This window comes from Streptomyces sp. RKND-216 (genome assembly GCF_004795255.1).
GTDB lineage: Bacteria > Actinomycetota > Actinomycetes > Streptomycetales > Streptomycetaceae > Streptomyces > Streptomyces hazeniae.
This window is the reverse complement of the sequence record NZ_SSBQ01000002.1, coordinates 2,331,131-2,357,243: the sequence shown is the minus strand read 5'-3', so window position 1 is coordinate 2,357,243 and position 26,113 is coordinate 2,331,131. Positions and strand designations below refer to the sequence as shown.

General features: G+C 70.0%; 29 protein-coding genes and 1 pseudogene. 19 read left to right on the top strand and 11 right to left on the bottom strand.

Annotation, left to right across the window (positions count from 1 at the left end; genetic code table 11):
• Positions 1-69: 69 nt before the first annotated feature.
• The 3 genes from E4198_RS10405 to E4198_RS10395 form a co-directional block, all read right to left on the bottom strand.
• Positions 70-1,419, bottom strand: coding sequence for an FtsK/SpoIIIE domain-containing protein (locus E4198_RS10405; protein WP_136182901.1), 1,350 nt, complete (start codon positions 1,417-1,419; stop codon positions 70-72).
• A gap of 2 nt (positions 1,420-1,421) precedes the next feature.
• On the bottom strand, positions 1,422-1,772 hold the full coding sequence (locus tag E4198_RS10400) for a hypothetical protein (protein WP_136182900.1): 351 nt from the start codon (positions 1,770-1,772) through the stop codon (positions 1,422-1,424).
• Positions 1,773-1,908: 136 nt separating this feature from the next.
• On the bottom strand, positions 1,909-2,688 hold the full coding sequence (locus E4198_RS10395; RefSeq protein WP_136182899.1) for a GntR family transcriptional regulator: 780 nt from the start codon (positions 2,686-2,688) through the stop codon (positions 1,909-1,911).
• Positions 2,689-2,704: 16 nt separating this feature from the next.
• On the opposite strand from E4198_RS10395, the gene E4198_RS10390 reads away from it, so the two are divergent.
• The 5 genes from E4198_RS10390 to E4198_RS25690 all read left to right on the top strand — a co-directional run bounded on the left by E4198_RS10390 (position 2,705) and on the right by E4198_RS25690 (position 7,030).
• Complete coding sequence (locus E4198_RS10390; protein WP_136182898.1) at positions 2,705-3,172, top strand: NUDIX domain-containing protein; 468 nt, start codon at positions 2,705-2,707, stop codon at positions 3,170-3,172.
• 1,314 nt (positions 3,173-4,486) lie between these two features.
• Entirely contained in the window at positions 4,487-4,831 is a 345-nt protein-coding gene (locus tag E4198_RS10380; protein WP_210732806.1) for a hypothetical protein, read from the top strand.
• Positions 4,832-5,081: 250 nt separating this feature from the next.
• Positions 5,082-5,381, top strand: a complete 300-nt coding sequence (locus E4198_RS10375) for a hypothetical protein (protein WP_136182897.1) — start codon at positions 5,082-5,084, stop codon at positions 5,379-5,381.
• A 359-nt stretch (positions 5,382-5,740) separates the two neighbouring features.
• Positions 5,741-6,145, top strand: coding sequence for a LamG domain-containing protein (locus E4198_RS10370; protein WP_168711410.1), 405 nt, complete (start codon positions 5,741-5,743; stop codon positions 6,143-6,145).
• Between the two features lie 195 nt (positions 6,146-6,340).
• On the top strand, positions 6,341-7,030 hold the full coding sequence (locus E4198_RS25690; RefSeq protein WP_136182895.1) for a hypothetical protein: 690 nt from the start codon (positions 6,341-6,343) through the stop codon (positions 7,028-7,030).
• Positions 7,031-7,047: 17 nt separating this feature from the next.
• Here the strand turns inward: E4198_RS25690 and E4198_RS10360 are convergent, their stop codons facing one another.
• From E4198_RS10360 to E4198_RS10350, 3 genes are all read right to left on the bottom strand, one after another.
• The gene (locus tag E4198_RS10360) at positions 7,048-7,635 is read right to left on the bottom strand and encodes a Uma2 family endonuclease (protein ID WP_136182894.1); all 588 of its coding nucleotides are present in this window, start codon (positions 7,633-7,635) and stop codon (positions 7,048-7,050) included.
• Between the two features lie 54 nt (positions 7,636-7,689).
• Entirely contained in the window at positions 7,690-8,643 is a 954-nt protein-coding gene (locus E4198_RS10355) for an IS481 family transposase (RefSeq protein ID WP_136182893.1), read from the bottom strand.
• Between the two features lie 137 nt (positions 8,644-8,780).
• Positions 8,781-9,221 carry an ATP-binding protein gene (locus tag E4198_RS10350; protein ID WP_136182892.1) on the bottom strand — a complete coding sequence of 147 codons (441 nt, stop codon included), beginning with the start codon at positions 9,219-9,221 and terminating at the stop codon, positions 8,781-8,783.
• 285 nt (positions 9,222-9,506) lie between these two features.
• Between E4198_RS10350 and E4198_RS10345 the strand changes: the two genes are divergently transcribed.
• The 3 genes from E4198_RS10345 to E4198_RS10335 all read left to right on the top strand — a co-directional run bounded on the left by E4198_RS10345 (position 9,507) and on the right by E4198_RS10335 (position 11,521).
• The gene (locus E4198_RS10345; protein ID WP_136182891.1) at positions 9,507-10,343 is read left to right on the top strand and encodes a helix-turn-helix transcriptional regulator; all 837 of its coding nucleotides are present in this window, start codon (positions 9,507-9,509) and stop codon (positions 10,341-10,343) included.
• The gene (locus tag E4198_RS10340; protein WP_136182890.1) at positions 10,340-10,555 is read left to right on the top strand and encodes a DUF397 domain-containing protein; all 216 of its coding nucleotides are present in this window, start codon (positions 10,340-10,342) and stop codon (positions 10,553-10,555) included. Before E4198_RS10345 ends, E4198_RS10340 begins: the two co-directional genes overlap by 4 nt.
• A gap of 159 nt (positions 10,556-10,714) precedes the next feature.
• Positions 10,715-11,521: an endonuclease gene (locus E4198_RS10335; RefSeq protein WP_136182889.1), complete on the top strand. Its 807-nt coding sequence runs from the start codon at positions 10,715-10,717 to the stop codon at positions 11,519-11,521.
• A gap of 63 nt (positions 11,522-11,584) precedes the next feature.
• On the opposite strand, the gene E4198_RS10330 is transcribed toward E4198_RS10335, so the two are convergent.
• From E4198_RS10330 to E4198_RS10320, 3 genes are all read right to left on the bottom strand, one after another.
• Positions 11,585-12,187 carry a Uma2 family endonuclease gene (locus E4198_RS10330; RefSeq protein ID WP_027764567.1) on the bottom strand — a complete coding sequence of 201 codons (603 nt, stop codon included), beginning with the start codon at positions 12,185-12,187 and terminating at the stop codon, positions 11,585-11,587.
• Between the two features lie 128 nt (positions 12,188-12,315).
• Positions 12,316-13,272, bottom strand: coding sequence for a TauD/TfdA family dioxygenase (locus E4198_RS10325; protein ID WP_247597623.1), 957 nt, complete (start codon positions 13,270-13,272; stop codon positions 12,316-12,318).
• A gap of 464 nt (positions 13,273-13,736) precedes the next feature.
• Complete coding sequence (locus tag E4198_RS10320) at positions 13,737-13,940, bottom strand: cold-shock protein (protein WP_027764565.1); 204 nt, start codon at positions 13,938-13,940, stop codon at positions 13,737-13,739.
• 294 nt (positions 13,941-14,234) lie between these two features.
• Between E4198_RS10320 and E4198_RS10315 the strand changes: the two genes are divergently transcribed.
• The 8 genes and pseudogenes from E4198_RS10315 (at position 14,235) to E4198_RS10285 (ending at position 20,864) form a co-directional block, all read left to right on the top strand.
• Positions 14,235-15,086, top strand: coding sequence for a menaquinone biosynthesis protein (locus E4198_RS10315; protein ID WP_136182888.1), 852 nt, complete (start codon positions 14,235-14,237; stop codon positions 15,084-15,086).
• A pseudogene (locus tag E4198_RS10310) lies at positions 15,083-15,854 on the top strand (serine/threonine-protein kinase); the annotation flags it as partial. The gene E4198_RS10315 and the pseudogene E4198_RS10310, both read left to right, overlap by 4 nt.
• Positions 15,778-15,954 carry a hypothetical protein gene (locus E4198_RS25400; protein ID WP_247597985.1) on the top strand — a complete coding sequence of 59 codons (177 nt, stop codon included), beginning with the start codon at positions 15,778-15,780 and terminating at the stop codon, positions 15,952-15,954. The pseudogene E4198_RS10310 and the gene E4198_RS25400, both read left to right, overlap by 77 nt.
• A gap of 106 nt (positions 15,955-16,060) precedes the next feature.
• The gene (gene mqnC / locus E4198_RS10305; RefSeq protein ID WP_136182887.1) at positions 16,061-17,257 is read left to right on the top strand and encodes a cyclic dehypoxanthinyl futalosine synthase; all 1,197 of its coding nucleotides are present in this window, start codon (positions 16,061-16,063) and stop codon (positions 17,255-17,257) included.
• A gap of 14 nt (positions 17,258-17,271) precedes the next feature.
• Positions 17,272-17,919, top strand: coding sequence for a hypothetical protein (locus tag E4198_RS10300; RefSeq protein ID WP_136182886.1), 648 nt, complete (start codon positions 17,272-17,274; stop codon positions 17,917-17,919).
• A gap of 90 nt (positions 17,920-18,009) precedes the next feature.
• On the top strand, positions 18,010-18,624 hold the full coding sequence (locus E4198_RS10295; RefSeq protein WP_247597622.1) for a Uma2 family endonuclease: 615 nt from the start codon (positions 18,010-18,012) through the stop codon (positions 18,622-18,624).
• Positions 18,625-18,685: 61 nt separating this feature from the next.
• Positions 18,686-19,387, top strand: coding sequence for a demethylmenaquinone methyltransferase (locus E4198_RS10290; protein ID WP_136182885.1), 702 nt, complete (start codon positions 18,686-18,688; stop codon positions 19,385-19,387).
• Between the two features lie 166 nt (positions 19,388-19,553).
• Positions 19,554-20,864, top strand: coding sequence for a geranylgeranyl reductase family protein (locus E4198_RS10285; RefSeq protein WP_247597621.1), 1,311 nt, complete (start codon positions 19,554-19,556; stop codon positions 20,862-20,864).
• 28 nt (positions 20,865-20,892) lie between these two features.
• On the opposite strand, the gene E4198_RS10280 is transcribed toward E4198_RS10285, so the two are convergent.
• Entirely contained in the window at positions 20,893-21,348 is a 456-nt protein-coding gene (locus E4198_RS10280) for an Lrp/AsnC family transcriptional regulator (protein ID WP_136182884.1), read from the bottom strand.
• Positions 21,349-21,478: 130 nt separating this feature from the next.
• Here E4198_RS10280 and E4198_RS10275 point away from each other — a divergent pair, with 130 nt between their 5' ends.
• The gene (locus E4198_RS10275) at positions 21,479-22,405 is read left to right on the top strand and encodes a PhzF family phenazine biosynthesis protein (protein ID WP_136182883.1); all 927 of its coding nucleotides are present in this window, start codon (positions 21,479-21,481) and stop codon (positions 22,403-22,405) included.
• Between the two features lie 129 nt (positions 22,406-22,534).
• On the opposite strand, the gene E4198_RS10270 is transcribed toward E4198_RS10275, so the two are convergent.
• Positions 22,535-23,272, bottom strand: a complete 738-nt coding sequence (locus E4198_RS10270; protein WP_348771296.1) for a C40 family peptidase — start codon at positions 23,270-23,272, stop codon at positions 22,535-22,537.
• Positions 23,273-23,885: 613 nt separating this feature from the next.
• Here E4198_RS10270 and E4198_RS10265 point away from each other — a divergent pair.
• Both E4198_RS10265 and E4198_RS10260 read left to right on the top strand, forming a co-directional pair.
• Entirely contained in the window at positions 23,886-25,124 is a 1,239-nt protein-coding gene (locus tag E4198_RS10265) for a BtrH N-terminal domain-containing protein (protein WP_136182881.1), read from the top strand.
• Positions 25,125-25,753: 629 nt separating this feature from the next.
• On the top strand, positions 25,754-26,113 hold the full coding sequence (locus E4198_RS10260) for an NADH-quinone oxidoreductase subunit A (protein WP_027764553.1): 360 nt from the start codon (positions 25,754-25,756) through the stop codon (positions 26,111-26,113).

Sequence of the window (26,113 nt, the reverse complement as noted above, 5' to 3'; positions counted from 1 at the left end):
GGTCTTCGGGCATGGGTGGGGTAGGGACGTGGCGCGAGGCGGTCACGCCAACCGGTGTGCGGGGAGCGTTTAGGCAGCCTTGGTCAGGTCCACGCCGGGCCGAGCGTCGGCGTCATCGAGGGCGGGGCGCCAGGCGGCCAGTTCGGTGACCTCGGGGGTGAGGTCGGCGTGGCGGTTGCAGGCGTTGACGGCCTGCCGCAGCGTCGTGAACGGCGTACGGGTCAGCACCCAGCCGCCGGAGGAGTCACCGACCACGGCCGTGCCGGGACGCTCGTTCGGGATCTGCACGGCCGCGAGTACGGCGTCGGGGGCGATGTCGGCGAACGCCATCTTCGCCGAGGCCTCGTCGTTGACCCGGTGCGCGGTGCGGCCGGTGAGCTGGGAGCGCAGGAGGGTGATGCCGCCTCCGAGGTCGGAGCCGAAGCGCTGCCCGCAGATCTCGACGTAGATCCCGGCGGCGCGGCCGAGCTGGGCCAGCCGGACCAGGGCGGTGATGATGGCGTCGCGGCGCTTCTCTTCCGCCTTGCTGGCGAACAGGGCGAGTTCGGCGACCTCGTCCACCAGCAGCACCACCGGGGTCGGCCGCAGCGTCTCGGGCAGGCCCCAGATGTCGGCGGTGATCTCCTCGTCCGGGGTGTCGGCGCTGATGCGCTGCTCACGCCGGATCACCTCATATGTGGCCTCCATCCGGTCGAGGAGGGCTTCCAGTAGGCCGAGGGCATCGTCGGGGTTGTCGGCCAGGGCGGAGAACCGGCGGGCGAGCGGGCCGAGTTCCACGCCGTTCTTGCAGTCGATGCCGACCAGGGCGACCTGCTGCGGGGCGAGGGCGGCGACCAGGCGCCGCTGGTAGACGGACTTGCCCGACTGCGTGGCGCCGATGTTCAGCGCGTGCGGGGTGGTGCGGTAGTCGCGGTAGTGCACGCTGCCGTCTTCCCGCAGCGCGACCGGAACCCGCAACGTGCCCGCGTCGGCCTTGGCTGGCATCTGCACGCGCTTGAGCACGTCGTAGCCGGTCATCCGCAGCTCGACCACTCCGGCCTTGACCTCCCGTGAGGTGACGCCCTGCATGCCGAAGGAGTGCCGCAAACGGTCCGAGGCGGCGGCGAAGTCGAAGGCGTCCTGACCCGGCCGCATCTTGAGCCGCAGCACGAGCCCGGTGCGGGTGACCTTGAGTGAGCGGATGCGGGGGACCCGAGAGGCCGGCACCTCGCTCCGGGTGGCCTTGGCCAGCAGCAGCCGCAACCGGGACGGTGGGACCGTCAGGCCGCAGGCTTCCATGACCGAGGCGTACCGGATGCGGAGCCAGAGCACGGCGACCAGGGCGCCGAAGGTGAGCCAGTACCAGGCCGGGCGGCGCCACCGCAGCAGCGCCGCCGTGCCCAGGATGACCACCGCAGCGGCGATCGTCAGCGCGTCCATGGTCAGGCCGCCTCAGCGTTCGCACCGGTCAGCGGGGTGACGGCGACGGCGCGGAAGGCGATGCCGTGCCGCTTCTGGCCGTTGAACTCGTTCTCCCACGGCCGGGCGATCAGGCCGGTCAGCGCCAGCGGCGTGCCCATGGTCAGCTCACCGGAGATGCCGGTCTCGGGAACGGTGACGGTCAGGATCTCGGCGTTGCCGTCCATGACGAACATGACATCGACGGTCATCAGCTTGGCGCCGGTCTCGCGGTCGGTGGCGATCTCGCCGGTCTGCCGGTTGATGACCTTGGCCTGTGCGGGCTGGGCGGCCATGACCGAGGCGGTGGAGGTGTCGACGGGGATCTGACGCATGAGGAGGCTCCTCTAGATGTGATCGACTCAGTCACTCATGTATATGAGTGACGGTTAGAAGAGTCGCGCACTCATGTGTATGAGTCAAGTCCCTTCGGAAAGTCTCTTGTTCGCGACGCTCTGACCTGCCGGAGCGTCAGTCCCCGGCGGTGATCCGGTAGTCGAGGACGAACTTGTCGGCGGCCATCACGGTGTCGCACACCTCGACCACGCGACCGGTGTCCGTGATCGCTTCGCGCACCAGGTGGATGACGGGCGAGCCGGGGCTCAGGCTGAGGCCGGACGTCTCCTGCTTGGTCGCCAGCCGGGCCCGGACGGTCTCGACGTACTCGGCCAGGGTGTTGCCGTGCTCCTCCAGGCGGGCGTAGATGCCACCGCCACCGGGGTTCTCAGCGAACATCTCCGGGATGTCCTTGACCACGTCCCACGGCAGGTACGAGGTGGCCTCCTCGGTCGGGATGCCGTCACTGAAGTACAGCCGCCGCCGAGCGAGCACCTTCGTGCCAGGCTCGACGGCCAGGCGCTCGGCGATCTCCTCGGGCGCATCCATCGGCCCGACGTAGAGCACGTTCACCGACGGAGTGGACCCCGCCTGCTCGCTCTCGGCCAGGTACGCGGCCTTCCCGGCCTTACGGTGCGAGCGGCGGAACCGGTCGGAGGACTTCCGGCGCACCGGAGGCCGGCGCTTCACGAAGGAACCGCGACCGTGGTGGGTCTCGACCAGTCCGGCCGTGCGCAGCTCGGCGATGGCCTTCCGGACGGTGCCGACAGAGCCGCCGTACTGCTTGATCACCTCGGACTCGCTGGGCACCTGCTCCCCAGGGGTGAGCACTCCCTCGCGGATCTGCTGGGCCAGGCCGTCAGCGATCTGGAGATACTTCGGGGCGGCCGAGTCGCGTGCCGCAGGTGTACCCATGTCCTTGCTTCCTCCTATGCTCCTATACATGAGTATCGGTACTTCTCCAGCCCGGTCAACGCCGCTGCACTCCGTGTCAGTGGCAGGAGCGGTCATCCGCGAGGACGGCAGGTTCCTCGCGATCCAGCGCGCGGACAACGGCAAGTGGGAGCTTCCCGGAGGCGTACTCGAACTCGACGAGTCCCCGGAGGAGGGTGTCCGGCGCGAGGTCTACGAGGAGACCGGCATCCGGGTCGAGGTGGACCAGCTCAGCGGCATCTACAAGAACCTGGCGCGCGGCATCGTCGCCCTCGTCTTCCGCTGCAAGCCGTCCGGCGGAGCCGAGCGAACCTCTGACGAGTCGACTGCCGTCGCATGGCTCACGCCCGAAGAGGTGACGGAGCGGATGAGCGAGGTCTACGCAGTACGCCTACTGGACGCAACTGCCAGCGATGGCCCGCATGTTCGGAACCATGATGGCCGCCAGCTCATCGAGACGCGGTAAGAGTTTCTCTACTTCATCAAGGGCTCGCTCCGCTCGCCGCGCGGCCCGGCTCGCCGCCGGGCCGACGCTCCTGTCTCCGCCCCGCTCCGGCCCGGCCGCCGGCCCGCGCGCGGAGGCGAGCACCGAAGAGGGCGCCATCGTGGCTGGGGCGGTCGGCTCCACGGCTTTAGGCAGCCACCTTGGGGCGAGCCTCCAAGATCGGGGCCCACATCGGGCTATTGCGGGCAGGCTAGGAGCTGCCCGAGTCGCGGCAAGCTTACGGGCCCCGATCTCTCGCCCCAAGGCAGCTCCCGCCCAAAGCCGCTCCACCGACCTTCGTCGACGACTGTGCCGAGTCGGAGGGTTCTGACGGCAACGCTGACGGCAACCGAGGCGGACGCCAGCGCACTTCCACGAACACCAGCGGACCGGCAAAGCAGCCCTGTCCTGCGAATATGCAGGTGACGCCCTTCCGGCGCGCACACGTACTATGTGCTGGCGGGGGCCACGCCGGTACTGGTGCATAACTGTGGTGAAGGGGATGGGTACCTTTATCGCGGAGTTCCGAACGGGCATCCTAAGTATGGCGATGCATTGGAGGGGCGTGCTGTCCCGCACGGTGGGCATAGCGATCCGGGACGTCACGCAGGCGGCAATACGGATAGTGAATTCACTTCCTGGACTCACGACTATGAAGACGTGGCTCTTGATGCTGCCGACGAGCTTGGTCCAGGAGGGATCGTGATGCGAATTCCGCATTCAAGTGTTCCGGCCGGGAGGGACGTGCAGATTCACGGAACTGCGCATGAGGTGTATGAGGAATCCGAGCACGCATTGCGTGGCGTGATTGAGGGTGCGGAGATCAGTATAGATAGGGGGCCGTGGCGCAGGCCTGGTGGCTGACGGGCGGCGCGGGGTCAGGGTATTGCGAGGGCGTCGGCTCGCAGGCAGGAAAGTCTACGATTCAGTGGAGGGCATCGTGGAAAGAAGTCGTCTCATTCAACTCCTAGCGGGAGAGGGTGAAGTACGTCTTCTTTCGCGATCAGCTCTAAGCTCTGGCGCTCCGTACGAGGTCTGGCCTGAAGCTGTTGCGACTCAGCGCCTACTCGCCGTGTACGAGAGGAGGCAGCGTGGCACCCGACGCTCCGGACAATCTTCCATCGGATTCACTGATGCTCTTGATGCTCTCCGCTCATACGGTGGCGCTGATCTATTCATAGGGTTCATCGATGATCGAAACCGGGACGGATACTACTTCCAGCTCTTTATGGATCCCGATCTGAATACCGTTGTTGCCTGTCTGGGAGTTGAGTCCCCTGGTGGCGGATCAACTTCGTGAGGTATCTCAAGGTCGCCTGGATTCACGACTCTGTCGACGATCCCATGGTGTATCTCGGCGAACTCGGCGACGACGGATATGAGACTCGGAAGGTGCAGCTCTATCGGGACGGTCGATCCGAATGGGCGGACGAGAGTTTCGAAACTGCAACTGTCGGCCTCTCGGAAATCCCCTTCCCGCCTCTGGAGGAAATCTCCAGTCAGCCAGAATTCACTGCTCAAGTGATTACGTCGGAAGAGTTCGAGCGTGAATGGAACGAGGTGCACATGAACTTCTGGCGTGCCGCTGAATTCGTCTTGCGGTGTGCCAGAGCGCAAGGATCGCTTCTATCCTGGCGGTGAAAGAAGCTCGAGTCCCTGCTGACTTACAGCAGGGGTTCGAGTCGTTTGACGGCAACGTTTGACAGCAAACGAGGCGTACGCCAGCGCACTTCCGCGAACACCAACGGACCTGCAAAGCCGCACTCTCCCGCGAATACGCAGGTGACGCCCTTCTGGCGAGCACACGTACTATGTGCTGGCGGGGGCTACCCCGGTCCTCGTTCACAACTGTAATGGTGTCTCTATTTATAGGACGCCGAAGGTTGATGACATGGCGCATGAGTTGGAGCGTGGCCCCAACGCGGCATCGCATCAAGATGGCGATGCTTCGGTCTATCTCGGAGAGAAGAGCGTGGCGAAAGAATACCAGAATCGCGGCTCATATGCGAATGGGTCAATTCGCTACGACATGCACGAGGATTTTCTCAAGGAATTCTCGGACGCCGCATTCCGGTATGACCGTAAGGGGCCTGGAGGTGCCGCGAGAATCGAGTTCGTGATCCCAGTTGGGCGACTTGATCGATTCAACGAGCTCACTCTGCGCAGAGTGTGGGAGCCTGGGAATGGGTGACGGCATGGTGCGGGTTGACGAAGAGCTGGAAGTGGTCGTGTCTGCTACTACGGCATGGGGGGTCAAAGTGACCACTCGGGATGGAGTGGAGGGGTTCATCGACAACTTTAAAATTCCGTCATGGCTAGCTCGGGAGCAACTGCCAGTGAGCGGCACATCTCTGCTCGTTGTGGTTCTTGATGATGTCCGTAGCCCGTTTAGGGGCAGCTTGCTCGATGAGGACATCGAACTCGCTCGCAACGCGCGCAGGCGAACGTAAGCGGCTTTGGTTGCAAATTCCTAGCGCAAACCTGAACCCCCGTTGGATGGGTCCCGACGGGGGTTCAGGGCGCTGTGGCGGCGGTAGTTGACGGACGGTGGTGCGGTACGACGCCGAAAGGTGCGTATGGTCCTTCGAGGTCAGAGATGCGGACGAGGACGCAAGTCCGTCCACGCGTGTCGTTGCTGCCGGCAGCGTCCCCGCAAAGGAGGGTTTCGGCGATCACCTGGCTCTCGCCTACGACCCCGTCCTCGGGGAGGTCGCCTTGTATCTGAACGGTGAGAAGGCGACGGAATCCGTGGAATGGCACCCGGAATGGGACTTCTCGACGGTCGGAGTGGACGTCGGAAGGACCGGTGGTGCGTCGACGGCCGCCGACTTCTTCTCCGGCGAAGTCGACGAAGTACGTGTCTTCGACGGAGCCCTGGACCAGGACGCGATCTCCTTCCTCCCCATCCTGCATTCGGGTGCCGAGCTCGACCCTGACGGCCCCGACATCGGCTGACCTTCGTCAGTAACGAGTTCAACTCCGACAGGGCGTGCTGCTCCGCCGGGCGACGCCCGGCGGGGCAGCACGCGCCAGGAGGCCGTGGCGCGTGGACGGCGTGCAGATCGTGGAGGGCCGACGACGGCGTGACGAGCACGCTGCGTGCATTGGTAACTTTGCTGCGCTTGCCAGTCACCGTCGCCGGGGGGACCCATGAACCAGCCACCGCAGCCGCCGTCTCAGCCGCCGCAGCCCGCACGCGGGTACGGCTACCCGCAGCAGCCGCCCGCCCCACCGCAGCCGCAGGCCGGCGTCGGGGGGCCGCAGCCCGTGCCGGGCCACGTTCCTCCGGGGCAGCCGCCGATGGGCGGCCAGCCCATGTACCCCGGCGGTGGCTGGCAGGGCGCGCCCGGCCAGATGCCCTTTCCGGGCGGCCCGATGCAGCAGTCGCAGAGGGGCAGTTCGGCCGGGGCCTTCTTCCTCGGCCTCCTGACCTCCTTCGTCGTCGCGACGCTCTACACGCTGCTCTTCGCGTTCACGCACGCCGACGCGTCCCGAGCGGTGGTCAACGGCTTCTTCTTCGCCCACGCCGTGGTGAACGGTGCGGTCGTCGGCTGGCTCGTCGGCCTGGTCGGCCGTCGCCGTACGGCTGCCCACGTGTGCGGCGCCGTCGTGGCGGCCCTCGGTTCCTTCTTCGGCTTCGCCAACGCCATGCCGGTCATCATCTGGAAGGTGGCCGGGTTCGAGGCGGTCTTCGACATGCTGAAGATGAACCCGAACTACCCGCTCGAGGCATGGTGGGGGCCGGACGGCACCGGCCACTTCGTGGCGTTGCTCGGCCTCGTCGTCGCGGCCGCCGCCGCGTGGGGCGTCGCCTTCGCGGTCGGCCGCAAGCGCGGCTGACCGCCGGCGGCGGGCCGTCACACGTAGCGCGGCAGATCCTCCGTGGAGATCGTCCACTCGGCGATCGTGACGTCCTCGCCGTACACGAATTCCTTGCGCGTCGCGTAACGCGGACCCGCCGGGGTGGGATGGATGTCCGAGAGCACGGCACCCTCCCCGGTCCTCGGATCGAAGATCACATACACCGGGATACCGAGCATCGGGTAGTCACGCATCTTGCCCGACCAGTCGTTGCCCGGGTTGGAACGGGAGACGATCTCGATCGCTGCGAGAAGGCTCTGCGGGGCGAACGGCCCTTCCACTTCCATGTCCGCTTCGGCGATGACCATCACGTCCGGATGCCGGAGTACGCCCTCGTGCACATCCTCGACATCCGGCGTGCCGGTATGAGCCAGCAGGCCCTCTGGCATCACCTTCTCCAGTCGACGGCTGACCCGCGCTGCGGTCAGCTCGTGCGGTCCCCCGGGCGACATCATGTCGTGGACGATCCCTTCCTTGGTGATCTCGAGCTTGCCGGGAACGGAGTCCTGCATGCGCTCCACGATGTCTCGCATCGCTTGGTACTGCAGAGCGTCATGTGCGGCGTGGTCCGGGGCGATCGTCACGGCGCTCGCTCCTTCCTCTGGGACCCTGCGACGGCTGGAGACCTCGTCGCCATGCTAGCTGTGTTGTTCGGTGAGGTTGGTGACGCGGCTGGCTGGCACGTTGCCGCTGATGCCGGTGTGGGGTCGGTGGTAGTTGTACCAGTCGAGCCAGTGGGGGAAGGCGGCTTGGCGTTCGGCTTCTGAGGTGTAGGGCTGGTGGTAGGCCCATTCTTCCAGCAGGGTGCGGTGGAAGCGTTCGACCTTTCCGTTGGTCTGGGGTCGCCAGGGCCGCGTCCAGCGGGGGCTGATGCCCAGGTCACGGCAGGTGTCGCGCCAGGTGTTCTTGGTGTAGGACCAGGCGTTGTCGGTCAGCACCCGCTCAACGGTGATGCCCCGCGCTGCGAACCAGGCCGTAGCGCGGGTGAGGAAGCCGGCGCAGGTGTTGGCCCTCTCATCGGGCAGGTCCTCGGTGTAGGCGAGTCGTGTGTGGTCGTCCAGCGCCGTGTGCAGGAAGGCGTAGCCGGTCTGGGTGCGGTTCTTGCGTCCGGCTGCCCGGCCCAGGACCTTGTGGCCGCCGCCGTCGGGGATACGGCCGAGTTTCTTGACATCGATGTGGATCAGTTCACCGGGTCGCTCGTGTTCGTAGCGGCGTATCGGCTCGCCGGTGGCGCGGTCCAGCGTCGCGAGTGCGGGCATGTGGTGGCGGTGCAGGATGCGGTGGCAGGTGGAAGGCGCCAGGCCCGTGCGGACGGCCAGTCGCAGAGGGCCGATGCGGTGCTCGCGCCGCAGTTGCAGCACGCGGTTCTCCAGCTCGGGAACGGTCTGCCGTGGGCAGTGGTGGGGGCGGCTGGAGCGGTCACACATTCCGGCTTCGCCGTGCCGGCGGTAGCGGCCTGCCCAGCGGGCGGCGGTGGTGTGAGCGACCTGGAACCGCTCGGCTGCCCGCCGCAGCGGCCACCCGTCGTCCACGACACAACGGGCCAGACGCAGGCGACCGGTCGGAGTCAACGGGGCGTTACGGTGGGACACGAGGGCCTCCTGGCGTTCGGCGTAGATGTCGCAATCCACACCGGAACCAGAAGGCCCTCACCTCATGCAAGGACCACAAGCAGCGTGTCGCCTGTCACCAACGTGCCGGGACAACACAGCTAGCGCCGATGGTCGCCTCACCGCGGGAACGTGAACTCCGCCCAGACGGTCTTGCGGGGGAGGGGTCCGGTCTCGACGCCCCAGGTGTCGGCGAGGGCTTGGACGATCAGCATGCCGCGGCCCGTCTCGGAGTCGTCGTCGGGCGCCCGGCGTCCGCCGGTGGGCAGGCGCTCGCCCCGGGTGTCGGCCACCTCGACGCGAAGTCGGCCGTCGGCTCCCGCGGTGAGGGTGAGGCGGAAGTCACGGCCGGGCACGCGTCCGTGGAGAGCTGCGTTGGCGGCCAGTTCGGCGACGACGTGCGCGGCCGCGTCCGACGGCAGCCCCCACGAGGCGAGGTGCGCGACGGTGAGCAGTCGTGCGAGCCGTGCGCCGCGGCGAGTGGGGGAGAGCAGCACGGAGAACTGCCGCTCGGGGTGGGTCTTCTCTGCGCTCACGTCACCGAGCGTGGCCGAGTGCATGCGTGTTGAACAGGGCTGGCGGTCGGACGGCGAGGTGTGTCCGGCTCCCCGTCCGGGCCGGTACGGGGTCGTCCGGGAGCCGGAGTCGGGCGCTCCGGTTCGTTACTTCGTTCGAGGGACTTCGGGGGCGATTCTCACCGAGAGTGCCCGTTCTGCGTCACGCTGAGGAATGTCAGAGCCCGTACGCGGCGTCCCTGTACGGATGCCGTCGGGTTCTGTACGGGGGCTGTGCCGTGACGCGCGAGCGCGGGGACGGTTGGCCACGGCACGACGGAGGTGGGGCGTATGGACGTGGAGCACGGTCAGGGCGAAGAACTGGACGACGAGTCGGCGGCGGTGCTGAAAGTCGTGGGCCGGCAGATCAAGTTGTGGCGCAGGGAAGCGGGTCTCACGCAGGCGGAGTTGGGTGCGGAGATCGGGTACGGCGAGGAGATGGTCTCCAGTGTCGAGCGGGGCATCCGCGCCCCGAAGCCGGAGTTCCTGGACGGAGCGGACCGCGTACTGGAGGCCGACGGCAAGCTGTCCGCGTTTCGCGGAGACGTGGCCGAGGCCCGCTACCCGAGAAAGGTCCGCGATCTGGCCAAGCTGGAGGCCGAGGCCGTGGAGATCGGCGCCTACGGCACGCACAACATCCACGGCCTGCTCCAGACCGAGGAGTACGCGAGAGCGCTGTTCGACGTGCGTCGGCCTGCCTACTCGCGCGAGGAAGTCGACCGCAACGTGGAAGCCCGCATGGCTCGACGGACGATCTTCGAGAGAGTACCGGCGCCGACACTGATGTTCGTGCAGGAGGAAGTGACGCTGCGGCGCCCCATCGGGGGGCGTGAGGTGATGCGTGGGCAGCTCGAACACCTGCTGAAAATCGGCCGTTTGCGGCACGTGGAACTGCAAGTGATGCCGACCGACCGGCAGGAGCACGCGGGAATGGCCGGGCAGCTCCAAGTGATGAAGTTTGCGGACGGCGCCGCGCTCGGCTACTTGGAGGCTCAGTTGATGACTCGCTTGGTCTCGCGGCCGAAGGACGTCCAGGTGATGGAGCTCCGGTGTGGCATCATCCGCGCGCAGGCTCTCAGTCCGCGGGAGTCGCTGGCGTTCATCGAAAAGCTATTGGGGGAGACATGACACGAAGGTTGGTTAGTGACGACGCCGCTCTGAGCTGGTTCAAGAGCAGCTACAGCGCAAGCGACAGCAACGACTGCGTCGAGGTAGCTGCAGCCCAAGAGGCGGTCCGGGTGCGGGACTCCAAGCGGAGGGGAGGGCCACAGCTCGCCGTAGGCGAAGCCGCGTGGCGGGGGTTCGTCGCGTACGTGACGGGTGAAGGGGCGCGCCCGTAGAACGCGCGGGTTCGCCGGGAATGTCGGCTCGCCCCGCGCGAGCGGACCCGCGCTACGCGGGTTGACTGTCACGGGATGGACTTGTCATGTTCACATGATCTCCTGATCTGGCGGGGACACTGCTCTCAACGAGACGTCGATGGGAGAGGACAGCCCCACATGCCCGCCCCACACTTCACCCACCGCCGCAAGGCGGTCATGCTCGCCGCAGCAGGTGCGCTGCTCGCCGGGATGACCGTGCAGAGCGCGGCCATCGCCGCGCCCGCCCCCGCCCCAGGAGCACCGGCGGCCGACTACTACCAGGACGCGCTGGGCAAGGAGGGCGACGCCCTCAAGTCCGCGCTGCACACCATCATCAGCGACCAGCAGGTCCTCAGCTACGACGACGTGTGGGACGCGCTCCAGGTCACCGACGCCGCGCCGTCCGACTCCGGGAGCGTCGTCCTGCTCTACAGCGGCCAGACCCGCAGCGGCTCCCAGCACGGCGGCGACCAGGACGACTGGAACCGTGAGCACGTCTGGGCCAAGTCGCACGGTGACTTCGGCACCAGCCCGGGCCCGGGCACGGACATCCACCACCTGCGTCCCACCGACGTGTCGGTGAACGGCGTCCGGGGCAACAAGGACTTCGACAACGGCGGTTCGCCCGTCGACGAGGCGCCGGACAGCTCCACGGACTCCGACTCCTTCGAGCCCCGCGACGCGGTCAAGGGCGACGTGGCCCGCATGATCTTCTACATGGCCACCCGCTACGAGGGCTCGGACGGCCCGGACCTGGAGCTCAACGACCAGGTCGACAACGGCTCCGCGCCCTACATGGGCCGCCTGTCGGTGCTGAAGCAGTGGCACGCCCAGGACCCCGTGGACTCCTTCGAGGAGAACCGCAACCAGGCGATATTCGACCAGTTCCAGGGCAACCGGAACCCGTTCATCGACCACCCGGAGTGGGTCGAGTCCATCTGGTGACGGCACGCCGTTCTTGCTCCGGTGCCGTCGCGAGGGCGGTACCGGAGCACGCGTCGTGTCCGCTCAGCCGGTGACCAGGGCCCGCAGGTCGATCTCGACGGGGAACGGCCTCTCCGTCACCAGCTTGCCCGTGTGTACCGGACGCTCCGGAGCGGGCACGTACATGCCCATGTCGTGGTGGAACCAGAGCTCGTGGACGACGGGGAAGTCGTCGTCCCCCCGCTCGACCCGCCAGAAGTACGGCACCCGTGCGTCCGCGAACATCGCCGGTTTCCGCACGCGGTCCTCCCGGCGTGAGCCGGGCGAGACGACCTCCAGCACGACGGTCGCCTTCTCCACCGGAATGCACTCCAGGGCGAAGACGTCGAGATCCCGCTCGTCGTAGACGAGCACATCCGGCTTCGGGGGGTTGAAGTCGTCCACCAGCACGCACTGCTCGGAAGCCACCGCGTACGGCGTCCGGCGTGCGCTCTCCAGCGCGAAGTAGAGGCGATCGCGCACGCGGTTGTGCCAGACGTTCGTCATCCCGCGTACCACGATCGCTCCGTCCACCAGCTCCCAGTCGAACGGGAGATCCAGGTCCTTCACCTGGTCGTACGTCCACCCGGCGGGGGGCGGGTACATCCACGTGTCCGGGGTGGCCTGGTCCAGCCGGTCCCTGGTCATCGGTACTCCCATACGTCCGAGCGCGGAGGAGAGCGTGGCGTGCGGTCCCATATATGACCGTACCTTCGCCCGAAGGGAGGGCGGGCCGCCACGCCGTTGACGGCGCGGCGGCCGGAACCGGGACGGTGTCAGAACGGGCGGTCGCCGGCGATGGCGACGCGTTCGGCGAGGCGGCGGTGCGGGAAGTAGTCGTCGACCGCGTAGTGCTGGGTGGACCGGTTGTCCCAGAACGCGACGTCGCCCGGCTGCCAGCGGTACCGCACCTGGTACTCCGGCACGTGCGCCTGCCGCACGAGAAACGCGAGCAGCCGGTCGCTCTCCTCCCGCGGCATGCCGGTGAGGTGCGTGGTGAAGGAGGTGTTGACGAACAGCATCCTCCGTCCGGTCTCCGGATGGGTGCGCACCACCGGGTGCTCGACGGGCGGGAACGCGTCCTGGAGCGGGGCGAGGCGTTCCGGTCCGTAGAAGCGGGCGAAGCCCGGGAGGAAGTCGTGCACGGCCGTCGCGCCGTCGATGCGCGCCTTCACCTCGTCCGGAAGGTTGTCGTACGCGGCGGCCATGTCGGCCCACATCGTGTCGCCGCCGACCGGCGGCACCTCGCGGAGCTGGAGGACGGCGCCCAGCGCGGGCCGTTCGCGGAAGGTGACGTCCGCGTGCCAGACGTTCTCGAAGGTGGGGACGGCGCTGTCGCCCTTGTCGAAGCGGACCACCTCGTCGGAGGAGCCGCGGGCGAGCAGCGGGTTGGTCTCCAGCTCGCCCCAGTGGCGGGCGAAGGCGGCCTGCTGCCCGGGGGTGAGGTGGGCGCCGCGGAAGAACAGCACCTTCCACTCCAGCAGCGCACGGTTCAGCTCCTCGCGCAGGGCGGGGGCGAGGGGGCGGGTCAGGTCCACGTCGCGTATCTCGGCGCCGATCAGGCGGCCTTGCGGGACGAGGGTGAACAGCTCGTACGGGCGGTCCTGCCACCCGTCGGGCACGCGGCGCAGGGTGCGCCGGCCCTCGTACAAGCCGTCGGCGGGCACGCGGGCCTCGCGCAGGGCGGGGGCGGCGGGGGTGGTCGCGGGTGCGGTGGATGCGGTGACGGTCACGGTCGGTTCTCCTCCGGGAGCGGTGCGGAGCGGATCACGGGCGTGCGTGCGCTGGGGTCGCCCTCGCACCGTGCCGGGGGGCGCGGTGGGAGAAGAAGGAACGCGGTGACGCGTGGCTCGACCGGCCGTGTAGGCCGGACGGTGGCGCCGCGGGGCGGTGCGGGGCGGCTTCGGGTGGCCGCCGTGCTATCGGCCGGAGCGCTCGCACCCGTCGCGCTCGGGGATGCGGAGAGCTCCCGTGGCGCCGGACGTGTGCGTGAAGGTCATGCAGCGCATCGTAGCGCTCCCCTGCCGTGAAGGGGCGTGGGGGCGGGCTGCCCCCGGCAGGGGCATGCGGGGAAAGGGCAGGGAGGCTGTCGTGCCCCGCGGGCGACGCGAGAACGCGAGACGCCCGCGCGTGCAAAGGCAGGAGCCCCCCGCCCGGAGAGGGCGAGGGGCTCCTTGGGTACTGCGAAACAGGGCGATCAGCCGGCGACGACGTTCTCCGCCTGCGGGCCCTTCGGGCCCTGGGTGACGTCGAAGGTCACGGCCTGGTTCTCCTCGAGGGAGCGGAAGCCCGTGGCGTTGATCGCGGAGTAGTGGACGAAGACATCGGGACCGCCGCCGTCCTGGGCGATGAAGCCGAAGCCCTTTTCAGCGTTGAACCACTTGACGGTTCCGGTAGCCATAAGCCCTCCTTGGGCCTATAAGGGTCGCCCTGTTCCAGAACCTCGAGAAGCCTGAAAACGACGAGAGCCCGCGGTCACATGCTCCGCAGGCTCTGGTACTGCAAGGGAAACCTAACTGCAACTTGCTTGGAGCCTAGCACGCTGTCGGTCCCCCGGGGAAGTGACTTCTGCCGCGTTCACCCGAGCAGGTCCGCCGGGGGTGCGTCACGGCGTCCGTGCAGGTCGACGCCCGGCCCGGCGGGCGACGGGGGAGGGGTGACGGAGCGCCGTCGGGCCGGGCGTACCCTCCGGAGGGTGACAGCACAGCCGACGTCCCGCCCGCGCGTGGGGCACATCCAGTTCCTCAACTGCCTGCCGCTCTATTGGGGTCTGGCCCGGACGGGCACGCTGCTGGATCTCGAGCTCACCAAGGACACCCCCGAAAAGCTGAGCGAACAGCTGGTGAACGGGGATCTCGATATCGGCCCGGTCACCCTCGTGGAATTCCTCCGCAATGCGGAGGACCTCGTCGCCCTCCCGGATATCGCCGTGGGGTGCGACGGCAGTGTCATGTCCTGCGAGATCGTGTCGCGGGTCCCGCTCGAGGAGCTGGACGGCCGGCCGGTCGCCCTCGGCTCCACGTCGCGGACGTCCGTACGGCTGGCGCAGCTGCTGCTCGCCGAGCGGTACGGGGTGCGGCCGGAGTACTTCACCTGCCCGCCCGACCTCCCGGCGATGCTGCGGGAGGCGGACGCGGCCGTCGTGATCGGCGATGTCGGCCTGCGTGCCTTCCTCCGCGCGATGCCCGAACCGGAGCTGGACGTGCACGACCTCGGCACGCTGTGGAAGGACTGGACCGGGCTGCCGTTCGTGTTCGCCCTGTGGGCCGTGCGGCGCGACTACCTGGCCCGCGAACCGGAGATCGTGCACGCCGTGCACGAGGCGTTCCTCGCCTCGCGCGACCTGTCGCTGGAGGAGGTCGGCAAGGTCGCCGAACAGGCCGCGCGCTGGGAGCCGTTCGACGCCCCGGTGCTGGAACGCTACTTCACCACCCTCGACTTCCGGCTGGGTACCGAACAGCTCGCCGGAATCGCCGAGTTCGCCCGCCGCACCGGAGACACCACCGGGTTCCCCGCCGATGTGAAGGTGGATCTGCTGACCCGGTGAAGCCCGAGGTCGTCCACCCGCACTGCGCTGCCGACCCCGAATTCCGCGTCCGCTTCCGCCGCGAGGTCGCCTCCGCCCGGCGCGTGGGGGACACCTGGACGGCGCCCGTGCTGGACGCCGACCCGGACGCCCCGGTGCCCTGGGTGGCCACCGGATACGTCGCCGGACCCTCCCTCCAGCAGGCGGTGACCGCACACGGCACGCTGCCGGAGACCGCCGTGCGGGCGCTGGGCGCCGGACGGGCGGAGGCGCTCGGCGCGGTACACGCCCTGGGGCTGGTGCACCGGGACGTGAAGCCGTCGAACGTGCTGCTCACCCTGGACGGACCGCGGCTCATCGACTGCGGCATCGCACGGGCCACCGACGGCACCTCCGCGCTGACCTCCACGGGCGCCCCCATCGGCTCGCCCGGCTACATGGCGCCCGAGCAGGTGCTCGGACGCGGCGGCGTCGGACCGGCCTCGGACGTGTTCTCGCTGGGCGCGGTCCTGGCGTACGCGGCGACGGGCAGCGCCGCCGTTCCCCGGGGACAGTTCTGCGGCGCTGCTCTACCACGTGGTGCACGAGGACCCGGATCTCGACGGACTGCCGGACGGTGCGCTGCGGCACCCGATCGCGGCGCGTCTGGCGAAGGCGCCCGCGGACCGGCCGGAGCCGGCGGCGGTGGCCCATGCACTCGCGGGCGAGGAGGGTGCCGCCGCGCTCACGGCCGACGGGTGGCTCCCCGCCCCGCTGGTGGAGGCCGTCGCCCTCCTCGACCTGGACGCGGAACCTGGCGTTCCGGCTCCGCGCCGACGGGCGGCTGCGCTACGAGTCGCACGACGAGGCGGGCGGCAACGCGGCCGGGACGCTGGAGGAGCGCCGCTGACGGCCCGGGGGCGGCCTCGGGGCGGCCTCGGGGCGGCCCCCGGGAGGCCGGGAGCGCTGACGTACGCTGGAGCGGCCGTATCCGCGTGAGGTGAAGGGATGCCCCGGTGCCCGAGAACGCCGACCTCCAGTCCGTACTCGACCGCGCCGCCGAGGGCGGTCGCGTCACGCCCGAGGAGGCGCTCGACCTCTACCGGCACGCCCCGCTGCACGCGCTCGGGCAGGCCGCCGACGCGGTGCGCCGCCGCCGGTACGCGGGCACGGAGCACATCGCCACGTACATCATCGAGCGGAACATCAACTACACCAACGCCTGCGTGACGGCGTGCAAGTTCTGCGCGTTCTACGCCGCGCCGAAGAGTGACAAGGTGTGGACCCGCGACCTCGACGACATCCTGCGGCGCTGCGCCGAGACCGTCGAGCTGGGCGGCACGCAGATCATGTTCCAGGGCGGCCACCACCCGGACTACGGCGTGGAGTACTACGAGAAGCACTTCGCCGCCATCAAGGAGGCGTTCCCGCAGCTCGTCATCCACTCGCTCGGCGCGTCCGAGGTGGAGCACATGGCCCGCATCTCCGGCGTCACGCCCGAGGAGGCCATCCGCCGCATCCACGAGGCGGGTCTGGACTCGTTCGCGGGGGCGGGCGCGGAGCTGCTGCCGGAACGGCCGCGGAAGGCGATCGCGCCGCTGAAGGAGTCCGGCGAACGCTGGCTGGAGATCATGGAGATCGCGCACGGCCTCGGCGTCGAGTCCACCTCCACCATGCTGATGGGCACGGGCGAGACGAACGCGGAGCGGATCGAGCACCTGCGCATGATCCGCGACGTGCAGGACCGCACCGGCGGCTTCCGCGCGTTCATCCCGTACACCTACCAGCCGGAGAACAACACGCTGAAGGGGCAGACGCAGGCCACCCTCTTCGAGTACCTGCGGCTCATCGCCCTCGCGCGGATCTTCCTTGACAACGTCGCCCACATCCAGGGCTCCTGGCTGACCACCGGCAAGGACGTCGGCCAGCTCACCCTGCACTACGGCGCCGACGACCTCGGCTCGGTGATGCTGGAGGAGAACGTCGTCTCCTCCGCGGGAGCCAAGCACCGCTCCAACCTGCACGAGATCATCGGTCTCATCCGCGGGGCCGGGCGCGTACCGGCGCAGCGCGCCACGACCTACGAGCACCTGCGCGTGCACGACGACCCGGCGAACGACCCGGTCGACGACAAGGTCGTGTCGCACCTCTCCTCCACTGCGATCGCGGGCGGCAGCGCGCACCCCGAGCTGACGCTCGTGCAGGCCGACTGAGCGCCGGTCCGCCGTTGCTCACGCTGCACTCCGCGGACCTCGTCGTGCCCGGCGCGGGCACGGAGCCGATCGCGGACGGGGCCGTCGCCGTCGAGGGCGGGACGGTCGCGGCCGTCGGGCCGTACGACGAGGTGTCCGCCGCGTACCCGGGGGCGCGTACCCGGCGCTGGGCGTGCGTGCTCACGCCGGGGCTCGTGCACCGGGGCGCGGGCCCGCTGCTGGATCGCGCCTACCACCCCGATCCGCGCGAGGCGGACGAACTGGGCACCGAGCCGCTGACCGGCGCCGCCCTCGACGCCCTCGCGATGGACGACGCCCGCTGGGGCGGCAGTGCCCGGCGCGGGCTGCAACGCCTGCTGCGGCACGGCGTGACGGCGGTGGCCGGGCCGTTCCCGCGCCCCGCGGTCCGTACGGCGGTCGCCCGCGCGGGCCTGGCCACGGTCGCCGGCGGCGACCCGGACGCGCCGGTTCCGCCGCTGGACCCGCTCGACCCGCCGGCCGGCACCGATCCGCAGCGCGCCTTCGCGGGTGCGCTCGTCCCGGGCGCGCGCGCCGACCTTGCCGCATTCGCCGTCCCGGACCTCGCCGCCCTCGCCGCGACGGGCGCCGCCGCCTGCCGCGCCACCGTCCTCGCAGGCCGCCTGGCCTACCGCGGCCGCTGACCGTCAACGGCGTGGCGGCCGTGCCTCACTTCGGGTGACGGTAACGTCGGTCCCAGGACACCGGCACGTTTCCCGTTCACTCTGGCGCGCATGGGAGCAACGATGACCGCCCACCGGCTCGCCCGGGCCACACCGGACAACTGGATGTTCCCGCCCGACGGCGGCTGGACCTACGACCAGGTCAAGGACCTCGAGCTGCCGTACGACTGGGAGCTGGTGGACGGAGCGATCGTGGTTCGGGGCATGACCCACTTCTGGCACGACCAGGTGCGCGACGGGCTGCTCGTCGCGCTGCGCCAGGCCAGGCCGCAGGCGTTCGGCGTCAATGTCGAGCGCTGTGTGCTGGTCGACGAGCATGCGGTGCTCAAGCCTGACCTCGTCGTCTATGAGCGGACCGGCCTCGATCTTCTCTCTCTCGAGTGCCTGCCTGCCAGTGCGGTGAGACTCGCGGTGGAGGTGGTCTCCCCCGGCTCTCGCGGCGACGACCGCTTCCGTAAACCGGGGCTGCTTGCGGAACGGGGTGTTCCGCACTACTGGCGCATCGAGCGATCCGTGGGCGACGCACCCGTCGTGCACGAGTTCTGGCGCCACCACGAGATGCGGACCTTTGCCCCTTCCCCGAACCGGCCGGTTCACGAGGGAAAGCTGACGACGGACGTTCCGTTTCCCGTGGACATCGATCTCCTGACGTTGCTCGAGTCCTGACGGCCGGGTGTCCGCGAGCCCCCGCCGCCCGTCCGTCGAGGGCGCGGTGAACAATGGGGGCGTGACTCGCGCATCCCTGGAGAAGCAGCCGCACGAAGTCGCCGCGATGTTCGACGACGTCGCCGCGCGCTACGACCTGACCAACGACGTGCTGTCCCTGGGGCAGACCCGGCTGTGGCGGCGTGCCGTCGCCCGTGCCGTGGACGCGCAGCCGGGCGACCGGGTGCTCGACCTGGCCGCCGGTACGGGCACCTCGTCGCTGCCGTTCGCCGACGCGGGCGCGTACACCGTGCCGTGCGACTTCTCGACGGGGATGCTCGGCGAGGGACGGCGACGGCACCCCTGGATGCCGTTCACCGCGGGGGACGCGACGAGACTGCCGTTCCGGGACGGCGCCTTCGACGCCGTCACCATCTCCTTCGGGCTGCGGAACGTGCAGGACACGGACGCCGCGCTGCGCGAGATGCTGCGCGTGACCCGGCCCGGCGGCAAGGTCGTGATCTGCGAGTTCAGCCATCCGACGTGGGCGCCGTTCCGCACGGTCTACACCGAGTACCTGATGCGTGCGCTGCCTCCGGTCGCCGAGGCGGTCTCCAGCAACCCGGACGCCTACGTGTACCTGGCCGAGTCCATCCGCTCCTGGCCGGACCAGCCGGGGCTGGCCGCCCGGCTCCAGGGCGCGGGCTGGAAGCGGGTCGCCTGGCGCAACCTCTCCGGCGGGATCGTCGCGCTGCACCGCGGGTTCCGCACCGAGGCCGGCTGACCGCACTCCGCAGCGGGCAGGCCCCCGCCCCCGGCCCGCCGCTCGCGGGCCGAGGGCGCGTACCCGCCCAGGGCGGAGCGGGAGCGCCTCCTAGACTGGTCGCGATCCGCGCCCGGCACGCATGGCCGGCCCAACGCGCGGCCAACCGAACTCGCGGGAGACCGTCGTGACCGAGCCCCTGACGAAGGCCGCGCCAGCGCAGGCCCCTTCCGAGCACCGTGCCGACGTGATCGTGGTGGGTGCCGGACCGGCCGGTTCCGCCACCGCCTACCACCTGGCCCGCAGCGGCCTCGACGTCCTCCTCCTGGAGAAGACCGCCTTCCCGCGCGAGAAGGTGTGCGGCGACGGGCTGACGCCGCGCGCGACCAAGCAGCTCGTCGCGATGGGCATCGACATCTCCGAGGAGGCCGGCTGGCTGCGCAACAAGGGGCTGCGCATCATCGGCGGCGGCCAGCGCCTCCAGCTCGACTGGCCCGAGCTGGCCAGCTACCCGGACTACGGACTGGTCCGCAAGCGCGACGACTTCGACGACCAGCTCGCCCGCCAGGCCCAGAAGGCCGGCGCCCGGCTGTACGAGCGGTGCAACGTGGGCGAGCCGATCCTCGACGCCCGCACCGGACGCATCACCGGCGTGCACGCCAAGCTGGGCGAGGAGAAGAAGCCGGTCACCTTCCACGCGCCGATCGTGGTCGCCGCGGACGGCAACTCCACGCGGCTGTCGCTGAAGATGGGTCTGCACCGCCGCGAGGACCGTCCGATGGGCGTCGCCGTGCGCACGTACTTCACCTCGCCCCGCCACGACGACGACTACCTGGAGTCGTGGCTGGAGCTGTGGGACCGGCGCGGCGAACAGGACCGGCTGCTGCCCGGCTACGGCTGGATCTTCGGCATGGGCGACGGCACCTCCAACGTGGGCCTCGGCGTGCTCAACACCTCGGAGTCCTTCCAGGACCTGGACTGGCGTGAGGTGCTCAAGGCCTGGTGCGCGTCGATGCCCCAGGAGTGGGGCTACACCCCGGACAACATGACCGGCCCCATCCGTGGCGCCGCGCTGCCGATGGCGTTCAACCGGCAGCCGCACTACACCAAGGGCCTGCTGCTCGTGGGCGACGCCGGCGGCCTGGTGAACCCGTTCAACGGCGAGGGCATCGCCTACGCGATGGAGTCCGGCGCGATCGCCGCCGAGGTCATCGTGCAGGCGCAGGCACGCGCCACCGAACGGCAGCGGGAGCTGGCGCTGCGGTCGTACCCGAAGGTGCTCAAGGACACCTACGGAGGCTACTACACGCTGGGCCGTGCCTTCGTGAAGCTCATCGGCAACCCGAAGGTCATGAAGCTGGCCACCGAACGCGGCCTGAGCCACCCGCTGCTGATGCGCTTCACCCTCAAGATGCTGGCCAACCTCACCGACCCCAACGGCGGCGACGCCATGGACCGGATCATCAACGGCCTCTCCAAGGTCGCGCCGAAGGCGTGACGGCCACCGAGCCCCGGCCGGGCACGGCTCAGGGGCCGATCGTCCGGCGGTGCAGGAGCGTCGAGTAGACGACGTTCGTGGTGAGGGAGCCGAGCCGGGCCAGTGCGTCGACGACCTCCTCGAGATGCTGCATGTCGCGGGTCGCCAGCCGGATGACGTAGCACTCCTCCCCGGTGACCCGGTCGCACTGCAGGATCTCGGGACGGTCGGCGATCAGCCGGCGCAGCGGCTGATGCGCCGTGCCCGGGTACTTCAGGCGGACGACCGCCTGCACGCCCCGCCCGACACGGGCCGGATCGACCACGGCGTGGTAGCCGGTGATCACCCCCAGGCTCTCCAGCCGCCTCACCCGCTCGGTGACGGCGGACGGGCTGAGCGCGACCCGGCGGGCGAGTTCGGCGTACGAGATGCGGGCGTCGTTCTGCAGCTCGGCGAGGACGGCCCAGTCCTGGTCGTCCAGGGACGCCGTGGATCGGTCGGTCATCGTGGCAACCTACCGCCCGATCCACGGTGATCGGGGCTCGCAGCGGCAGGTTTCCGCTGGGAGGCGGGGGTGCGCGGATCGTAGCCTCGGGGTCGTTCCAGCCCGGCGCCCACTCGACAAGGAGTCGACCATGGCCGTTCGACGCCGCGTGCCCTTCGTCCTCGTGGACGTCTTCACCGACCGTCCACTCGACGGCAATCCGCTCGCCCTCCTCCCCGACGCCGATGACATCCCCGAGGCGCTGCTGCCACGCATCGCGCGGGAGTTCAACCAGGCGGAGACGACGTTCCTGCTGCGGCCGACCCTGCCGGGGGCGGACCACCGGCTGCGTTCCTTCACGCCCGAGGGCACCGAGGTCTTCGGCGCCGGCCACAACGCGCTCGGCGCGTGGTGGTGGCTGGCGGCCTGCACGGACCGGCTGCACGGTCGCGGGGGACGCACCGGCGCGGCGGGTCGTCGCCACCAGCAGCTCGGGGACGAGGTCCTGCCCGTCACCCTGGGCACGGACGCCGACGACCGGAGCGAGGTCACGATGCGGCAGCAGGCGCCCCGCTTCGGCGCCGAGCCCGCCCGCCCGGCCGAACTCGCGGGCGCACTGGGCGTGGACCCGTCCCAGCTGGGGGCGGGCTCCGGACTGCCCGTCGCACAGGTGGTGTTCACCGGTGCGGCCCACCTGATGGTGGGGCTGCGGGACCGTGCCGCGGTCGACGCCGCCCGGCCGGACGCCGCCCTTTTGCGGGCCGTGCTGCCCGGACTCGGCGGCGAGGGCGTCTACCTCTACGCCCTCGACCCCCGGGAGGCGGACGCCGACGCGCACGCCCGGTTCTTCAACCCCGTCGCGGGCATCACCGAGGATCCGGCCACCGGAACGGCCGCCGGGCCGCTGGCCTGTCTGCTGAGGCGCCACGGGCTGCTGCGCACAGACCGGGCGGTCGTCGCTCAGGGGCACGCGCTCGGCCGTCCTTCGCGGCTGCGTCTCGACTTCGACGGCGACACCCCGCAGCTCACCGGTCGCGCCGCACTCGCCGCCTCCGGCGAGCTCACGCTTCCGGAGTGAGCACACCGCGAGGGAGAGAACGAGAGAAGGGGCCCCACCGCGAGCGCAGTGTCGCGGTGGGGCCCCTTCCGCAGGGTGCCCGGTGGCCGGGAGGCCGCGGGGGCGGGTGCCGGAGCCCGCGGGGCGCGGTCAGAGCACGCGGGTCGCGCCGTCCGGCGGCCAGTCGGAGACGTTCTGCACGACGACGCCCTTCTCCGGGTTCGCCGCGTCGATGTACTGCCCGCCGCCGACGTACACGGCGACGTGGTGGGCGCTGCCCGCGCCGCCCCAGTACAGGATGTCGCCCGGCTGGAGGGCGCTCACCGACACCTGGGTGCCGGCGGTGGACTGGGACTGCGAGACGCGCGGCAGGCTGACGCCGATCTGCCCGAACGCGGTCTGCACCAGGCCGGAGCAGTCGTACGAGCTGGGGCCGGACGCGCCCATCACGTACGCCTTGCCGACCTGCCCGCGCAGGAACGAGACCAGCTCCCCGACCGTGCCGGAGGCCGGAGCCGCGGCAAGAGCGGTGCGTTCGGACGAGCGGGAGGCACGCTCCTCGGCGGCCTGGGCGGCGGCCGCACGGCGGGCCTCCTCGGCCCGGCGGCGCTCCTCGGCCTTCGCCTTCTTCTCCGCCTCGTCGGCGGCGTGTTCGGCCGCCTTCTTCGCGGCGGCCTGCTGTGCGGCTTCCAGCTCGTACTGGGCGGCGGAGTTCTCCAGGGACGTCGCGGTCCGCTCGCTCGTCGTGGCGATGTCGCCGGTGATGACGGGGAGCTGGGCGGTGGTGGTGCCGGCAGCCGAGTCTGCCGCCTCCTCGCCGACGGCGGAGGCGGAGCCCGCGGTCAGGGCGAGGGTGCCGAGGACGCCACCGGCCACACCGGCGCGCACAGCCAGGTTTCTGGCGCGCGACCGGGGCTTCCGGTGGCTGGGTATGTGAGCGTTCGAGGCCATGGCGCCAGTGGAGCAGGGCCGCCGGGTTGCCTTCAAATGCGGTGGGATGCGCCACACTCGCCTTCTTCGGGGCCTGTTGGGCACCTTCCGTCGCTTGCGGGGCGGTGCCCCGGAGCGTCGGATTCGCTCTAATAGCCGTCTCTGTCCTGCGAGTTGGCCGTCGCGGAGGAGTCGCCGCCGGTGCATATCACGCGCCCGCAACGAGGCGCAAAGGTGGCAGTCCCTGTTGGATGCGGTGCGTGGCGCACTTCACGTGCGAGAGGTGAACTACCCTCGCCAAACGGACAATTCGCAGGTAAGGCTGCCGATACCGCCCCAAGCCGTCGCTCCGTCGCCCGGCGGAACCCGTGCGCTCCTATACTGGGAACCGGCGCCGCCTGTGCGCCGGACCTCCAGACCGGGTGCTCACGCCGCCCGGCCCCGCGGGGGCGAAGGTGACCGCTGTCGTCACAGGACGGCAGGATCTGTCGCGTCGCAGCCCGTACGTCCTCGCGGGTGACCGCGCCGCTTCGCGTGAGGAACGGCGTCGGGCATCCGGAAGAGACGGATCATGACGGAGCACCGACGACTGAAGCAGCGCGTGCGCGCCCGCATGGCGCGCACCGGCGAGTCGTACACCACCGCCCGCCGGCACGTCCTGGCCCGGTCCGCACGGGAAGACGCCCCGGCACCGCCCCCCGGGCTGCTGTACGACCGGTTCGGCACCGACCAGCACCACGACGCGTCCCTGATCCGCAACGCCCTCGGCGCCGAGGCGCCGGACGAGGCGGTCGTCGCGGGGCTGGCCGGCGGCATCGGCTTCATGTACTTCGTGTTCGCGTACGAGGGCACCCCGCCGCTCCTCACCCTCGTCGCCCAGCACCACCCGGAGCCGTGGGCGCCCGCCGCGCTGACCCGGCTCGGCGTCCCCTTCACCGAGGAGCACTCCGCGCGGCCGCGCTGGGACCGGGTGCGGGCCGCCCTGGACGCCGGGTATCCGGTGCTGTGCACGGTGGACCGGTCGCGCCTGCCGTGGCACGGGCTGGAGCCGGGGCCCGGCGCGGACCCGTACACGGTCGCCGTGGCCGGGTACGACAAAGACACCCTCTACGTCGACGACGAGTCGGCGGTACCGCACCGCATCGGCACGGAGGAGTTCGGCGCGGCATGGTCCGCGCACCGCAAGGGCCGGCACGCCATGCTCGTGCCCACCGGGCCGCCCGCGGGTGTGCCCGACGTGGACGGCGCGCTCGCCACGACCGCCGCGCACCTGACCGGGCCGGTGCTGGGCAACCGGTTCGACGTCAACTTCGGCCTGTCCGGCATGGCGAGGCTCGCGGCACAGCTCCGCGACACCCGCACGAAGACGGGCTGGGAGCGCCGGTTCGGTGCACCGGTGCCGTTCTTCCACGGCATGCGCCGGCTGTACGAGTGCCTGGAGGTGGAGTACACCGCGCCGGGTGCGACGCGTCCGCTGTACGCCGACTTCCTGGCCGCGCAGGGCCGTTCCGAGGCCGCGGAGCTGGTCGCGGAGTCGGGTCGCGGCTGGGAACGCCTGGCGGCGCTGGCCGCACGGACGGCTGCGGGTCTGGGGGAGTACACCGAGGTGTGCGAGCGGCGGATGGCGCTGCTCATGGTGGGCGGAGACGCCGCCGGGGAAGAGATCCGGGCGCTGGGCGCGGAGGCCGAGCGGCTGGCGGCGGGGTCCGAGGTGCCCGGCCGGGAGGGGCGCAGGGCGTTGTTCGACGAGATGGCGGCGCTCGTGGAGGAGTGCGCGGATCGGGAACGGCGGGCCGTGGCCGCGTTCTGACCTTCGTGGGAACGCGACGGGTCGCCCCCGCCGTGCGGGAGGGCGGCCCGTCGCCGCGGTGTCATCGCCCGGCCTGCAGGGCACGCCGCGGTGCTCGGCCGGAAGATGCCGTCCGCGTCGGAGTTGCGGCCCAGGGCCCCGGGCGGGGACGGGAGCGAACGATCGGTGACGAGCCCGTGACCAAGGGGTCCGGTCGTGATGCCCGTGGACGACCGGCGCGGAGCAGATGCGCGCCCCGGGCTTGTGCCGGTTTTCACGACCGCGCGCTCGCGCCGCACGGCGGCCCGCGGAGTGCGGCCCTCGCGCGGCCGGAGCCGTGTAGCAGCCATCGATGTCCCGCGCGAATTTGCTTTCGCACTATCGTGGCGTTAAGGGAACCCTAAGTTCAGCAGGTCGGAATCCGGTCGAGGCTCACGAAACGTGAACAGTCGGAAGCTTCGCGTATGAAGATCGTCGAGCCTGCGATTCCATGATCACTCGTCAGGTGGTGAAGATCACAAAGTAGCTTGCGTACCCCGTGTCGCAGATCACAGAGCGGCGGGCATAGGATGCCTCCCACTAGGGCTTGTGAACTGCCTCACATAGAAGTGATCTTCGACTGTGGGGGCGACCGAAAGGAGCGAGGAGCGGTGAACGCGTACGCGCCCATCCTTGTGCTAGCGGGCCTGGGAGCGGCCTTTGCGATCTTCTCCGTGGTCATGGCCTCGATCATCGGTCCCAAGCGCTACAACCGGGCCAAGCTCGAGGCGTACGAGTGCGGGATCGAGCCGACTCCGCAGGCGGCGGGCGGCGGACGCTTCCCGATCAAGTACTACCTGACGGCGATGCTGTTCATCGTCTTCGACATCGAAATCGTCTTCCTCTACCCCTGGGCGGTCTCCTTCGACGCCCTCGGGATTTTCGGGCTCGTGGAGATGCTGCTCTTCGTGCTGACGGTCTTCGTCGCCTACGCCTACGTGTGGCGTCGTGGCGGCCTGGAATGGGACTAG

Coding starts and splice junctions, on each gene's coding strand:
- E4198_RS10390 (WP_136182898.1), top strand. CDS start 2,705: ATGCTCCTATACATGAGTATCGGTACTTCTCCAGCCCGGTCAACGCCG.
- E4198_RS10330 (WP_027764567.1), bottom strand. CDS start 12,187: ATGACCAGGGACCGGCTGGACCAGGCCACCCCGGACACGTGGATGTAC.
- E4198_RS10295 (WP_247597622.1), top strand. CDS start 18,010: ATGGGAGCAACGATGACCGCCCACCGGCTCGCCCGGGCCACACCGGAC.
- E4198_RS10275 (WP_136182883.1), top strand. CDS start 21,479: ATGGCCGTTCGACGCCGCGTGCCCTTCGTCCTCGTGGACGTCTTCACC.
- E4198_RS10280 (WP_136182884.1), bottom strand. CDS start 21,348: ATGACCGACCGATCCACGGCGTCCCTGGACGACCAGGACTGGGCCGTC.
- E4198_RS25690 (WP_136182895.1), top strand. CDS start 6,341: ATGAACCAGCCACCGCAGCCGCCGTCTCAGCCGCCGCAGCCCGCACGC.
- E4198_RS10320 (WP_027764565.1), bottom strand. CDS start 13,940: ATGGCTACCGGAACCGTCAAGTGGTTCAACGCTGAAAAGGGCTTCGGC.
- E4198_RS10375 (WP_136182897.1), top strand. CDS start 5,082: ATGGCGCATGAGTTGGAGCGTGGCCCCAACGCGGCATCGCATCAAGAT.
- E4198_RS10265 (WP_136182881.1), top strand. CDS start 23,886: ATGACGGAGCACCGACGACTGAAGCAGCGCGTGCGCGCCCGCATGGCG.
- E4198_RS10340 (WP_136182890.1), top strand. CDS start 10,340: ATGACACGAAGGTTGGTTAGTGACGACGCCGCTCTGAGCTGGTTCAAG.
- E4198_RS10350 (WP_136182892.1), bottom strand. CDS start 9,221: ATGCACTCGGCCACGCTCGGTGACGTGAGCGCAGAGAAGACCCACCCC.
- E4198_RS10335 (WP_136182889.1), top strand. CDS start 10,715: ATGCCCGCCCCACACTTCACCCACCGCCGCAAGGCGGTCATGCTCGCC.
- E4198_RS10395 (WP_136182899.1), bottom strand. CDS start 2,688: ATGGGTACACCTGCGGCACGCGACTCGGCCGCCCCGAAGTATCTCCAG.
- E4198_RS10400 (WP_136182900.1), bottom strand. CDS start 1,772: ATGCGTCAGATCCCCGTCGACACCTCCACCGCCTCGGTCATGGCCGCC.
- E4198_RS10405 (WP_136182901.1), bottom strand. CDS start 1,419: ATGGACGCGCTGACGATCGCCGCTGCGGTGGTCATCCTGGGCACGGCG.
- E4198_RS10345 (WP_136182891.1), top strand. CDS start 9,507: ATGGACGTGGAGCACGGTCAGGGCGAAGAACTGGACGACGAGTCGGCG.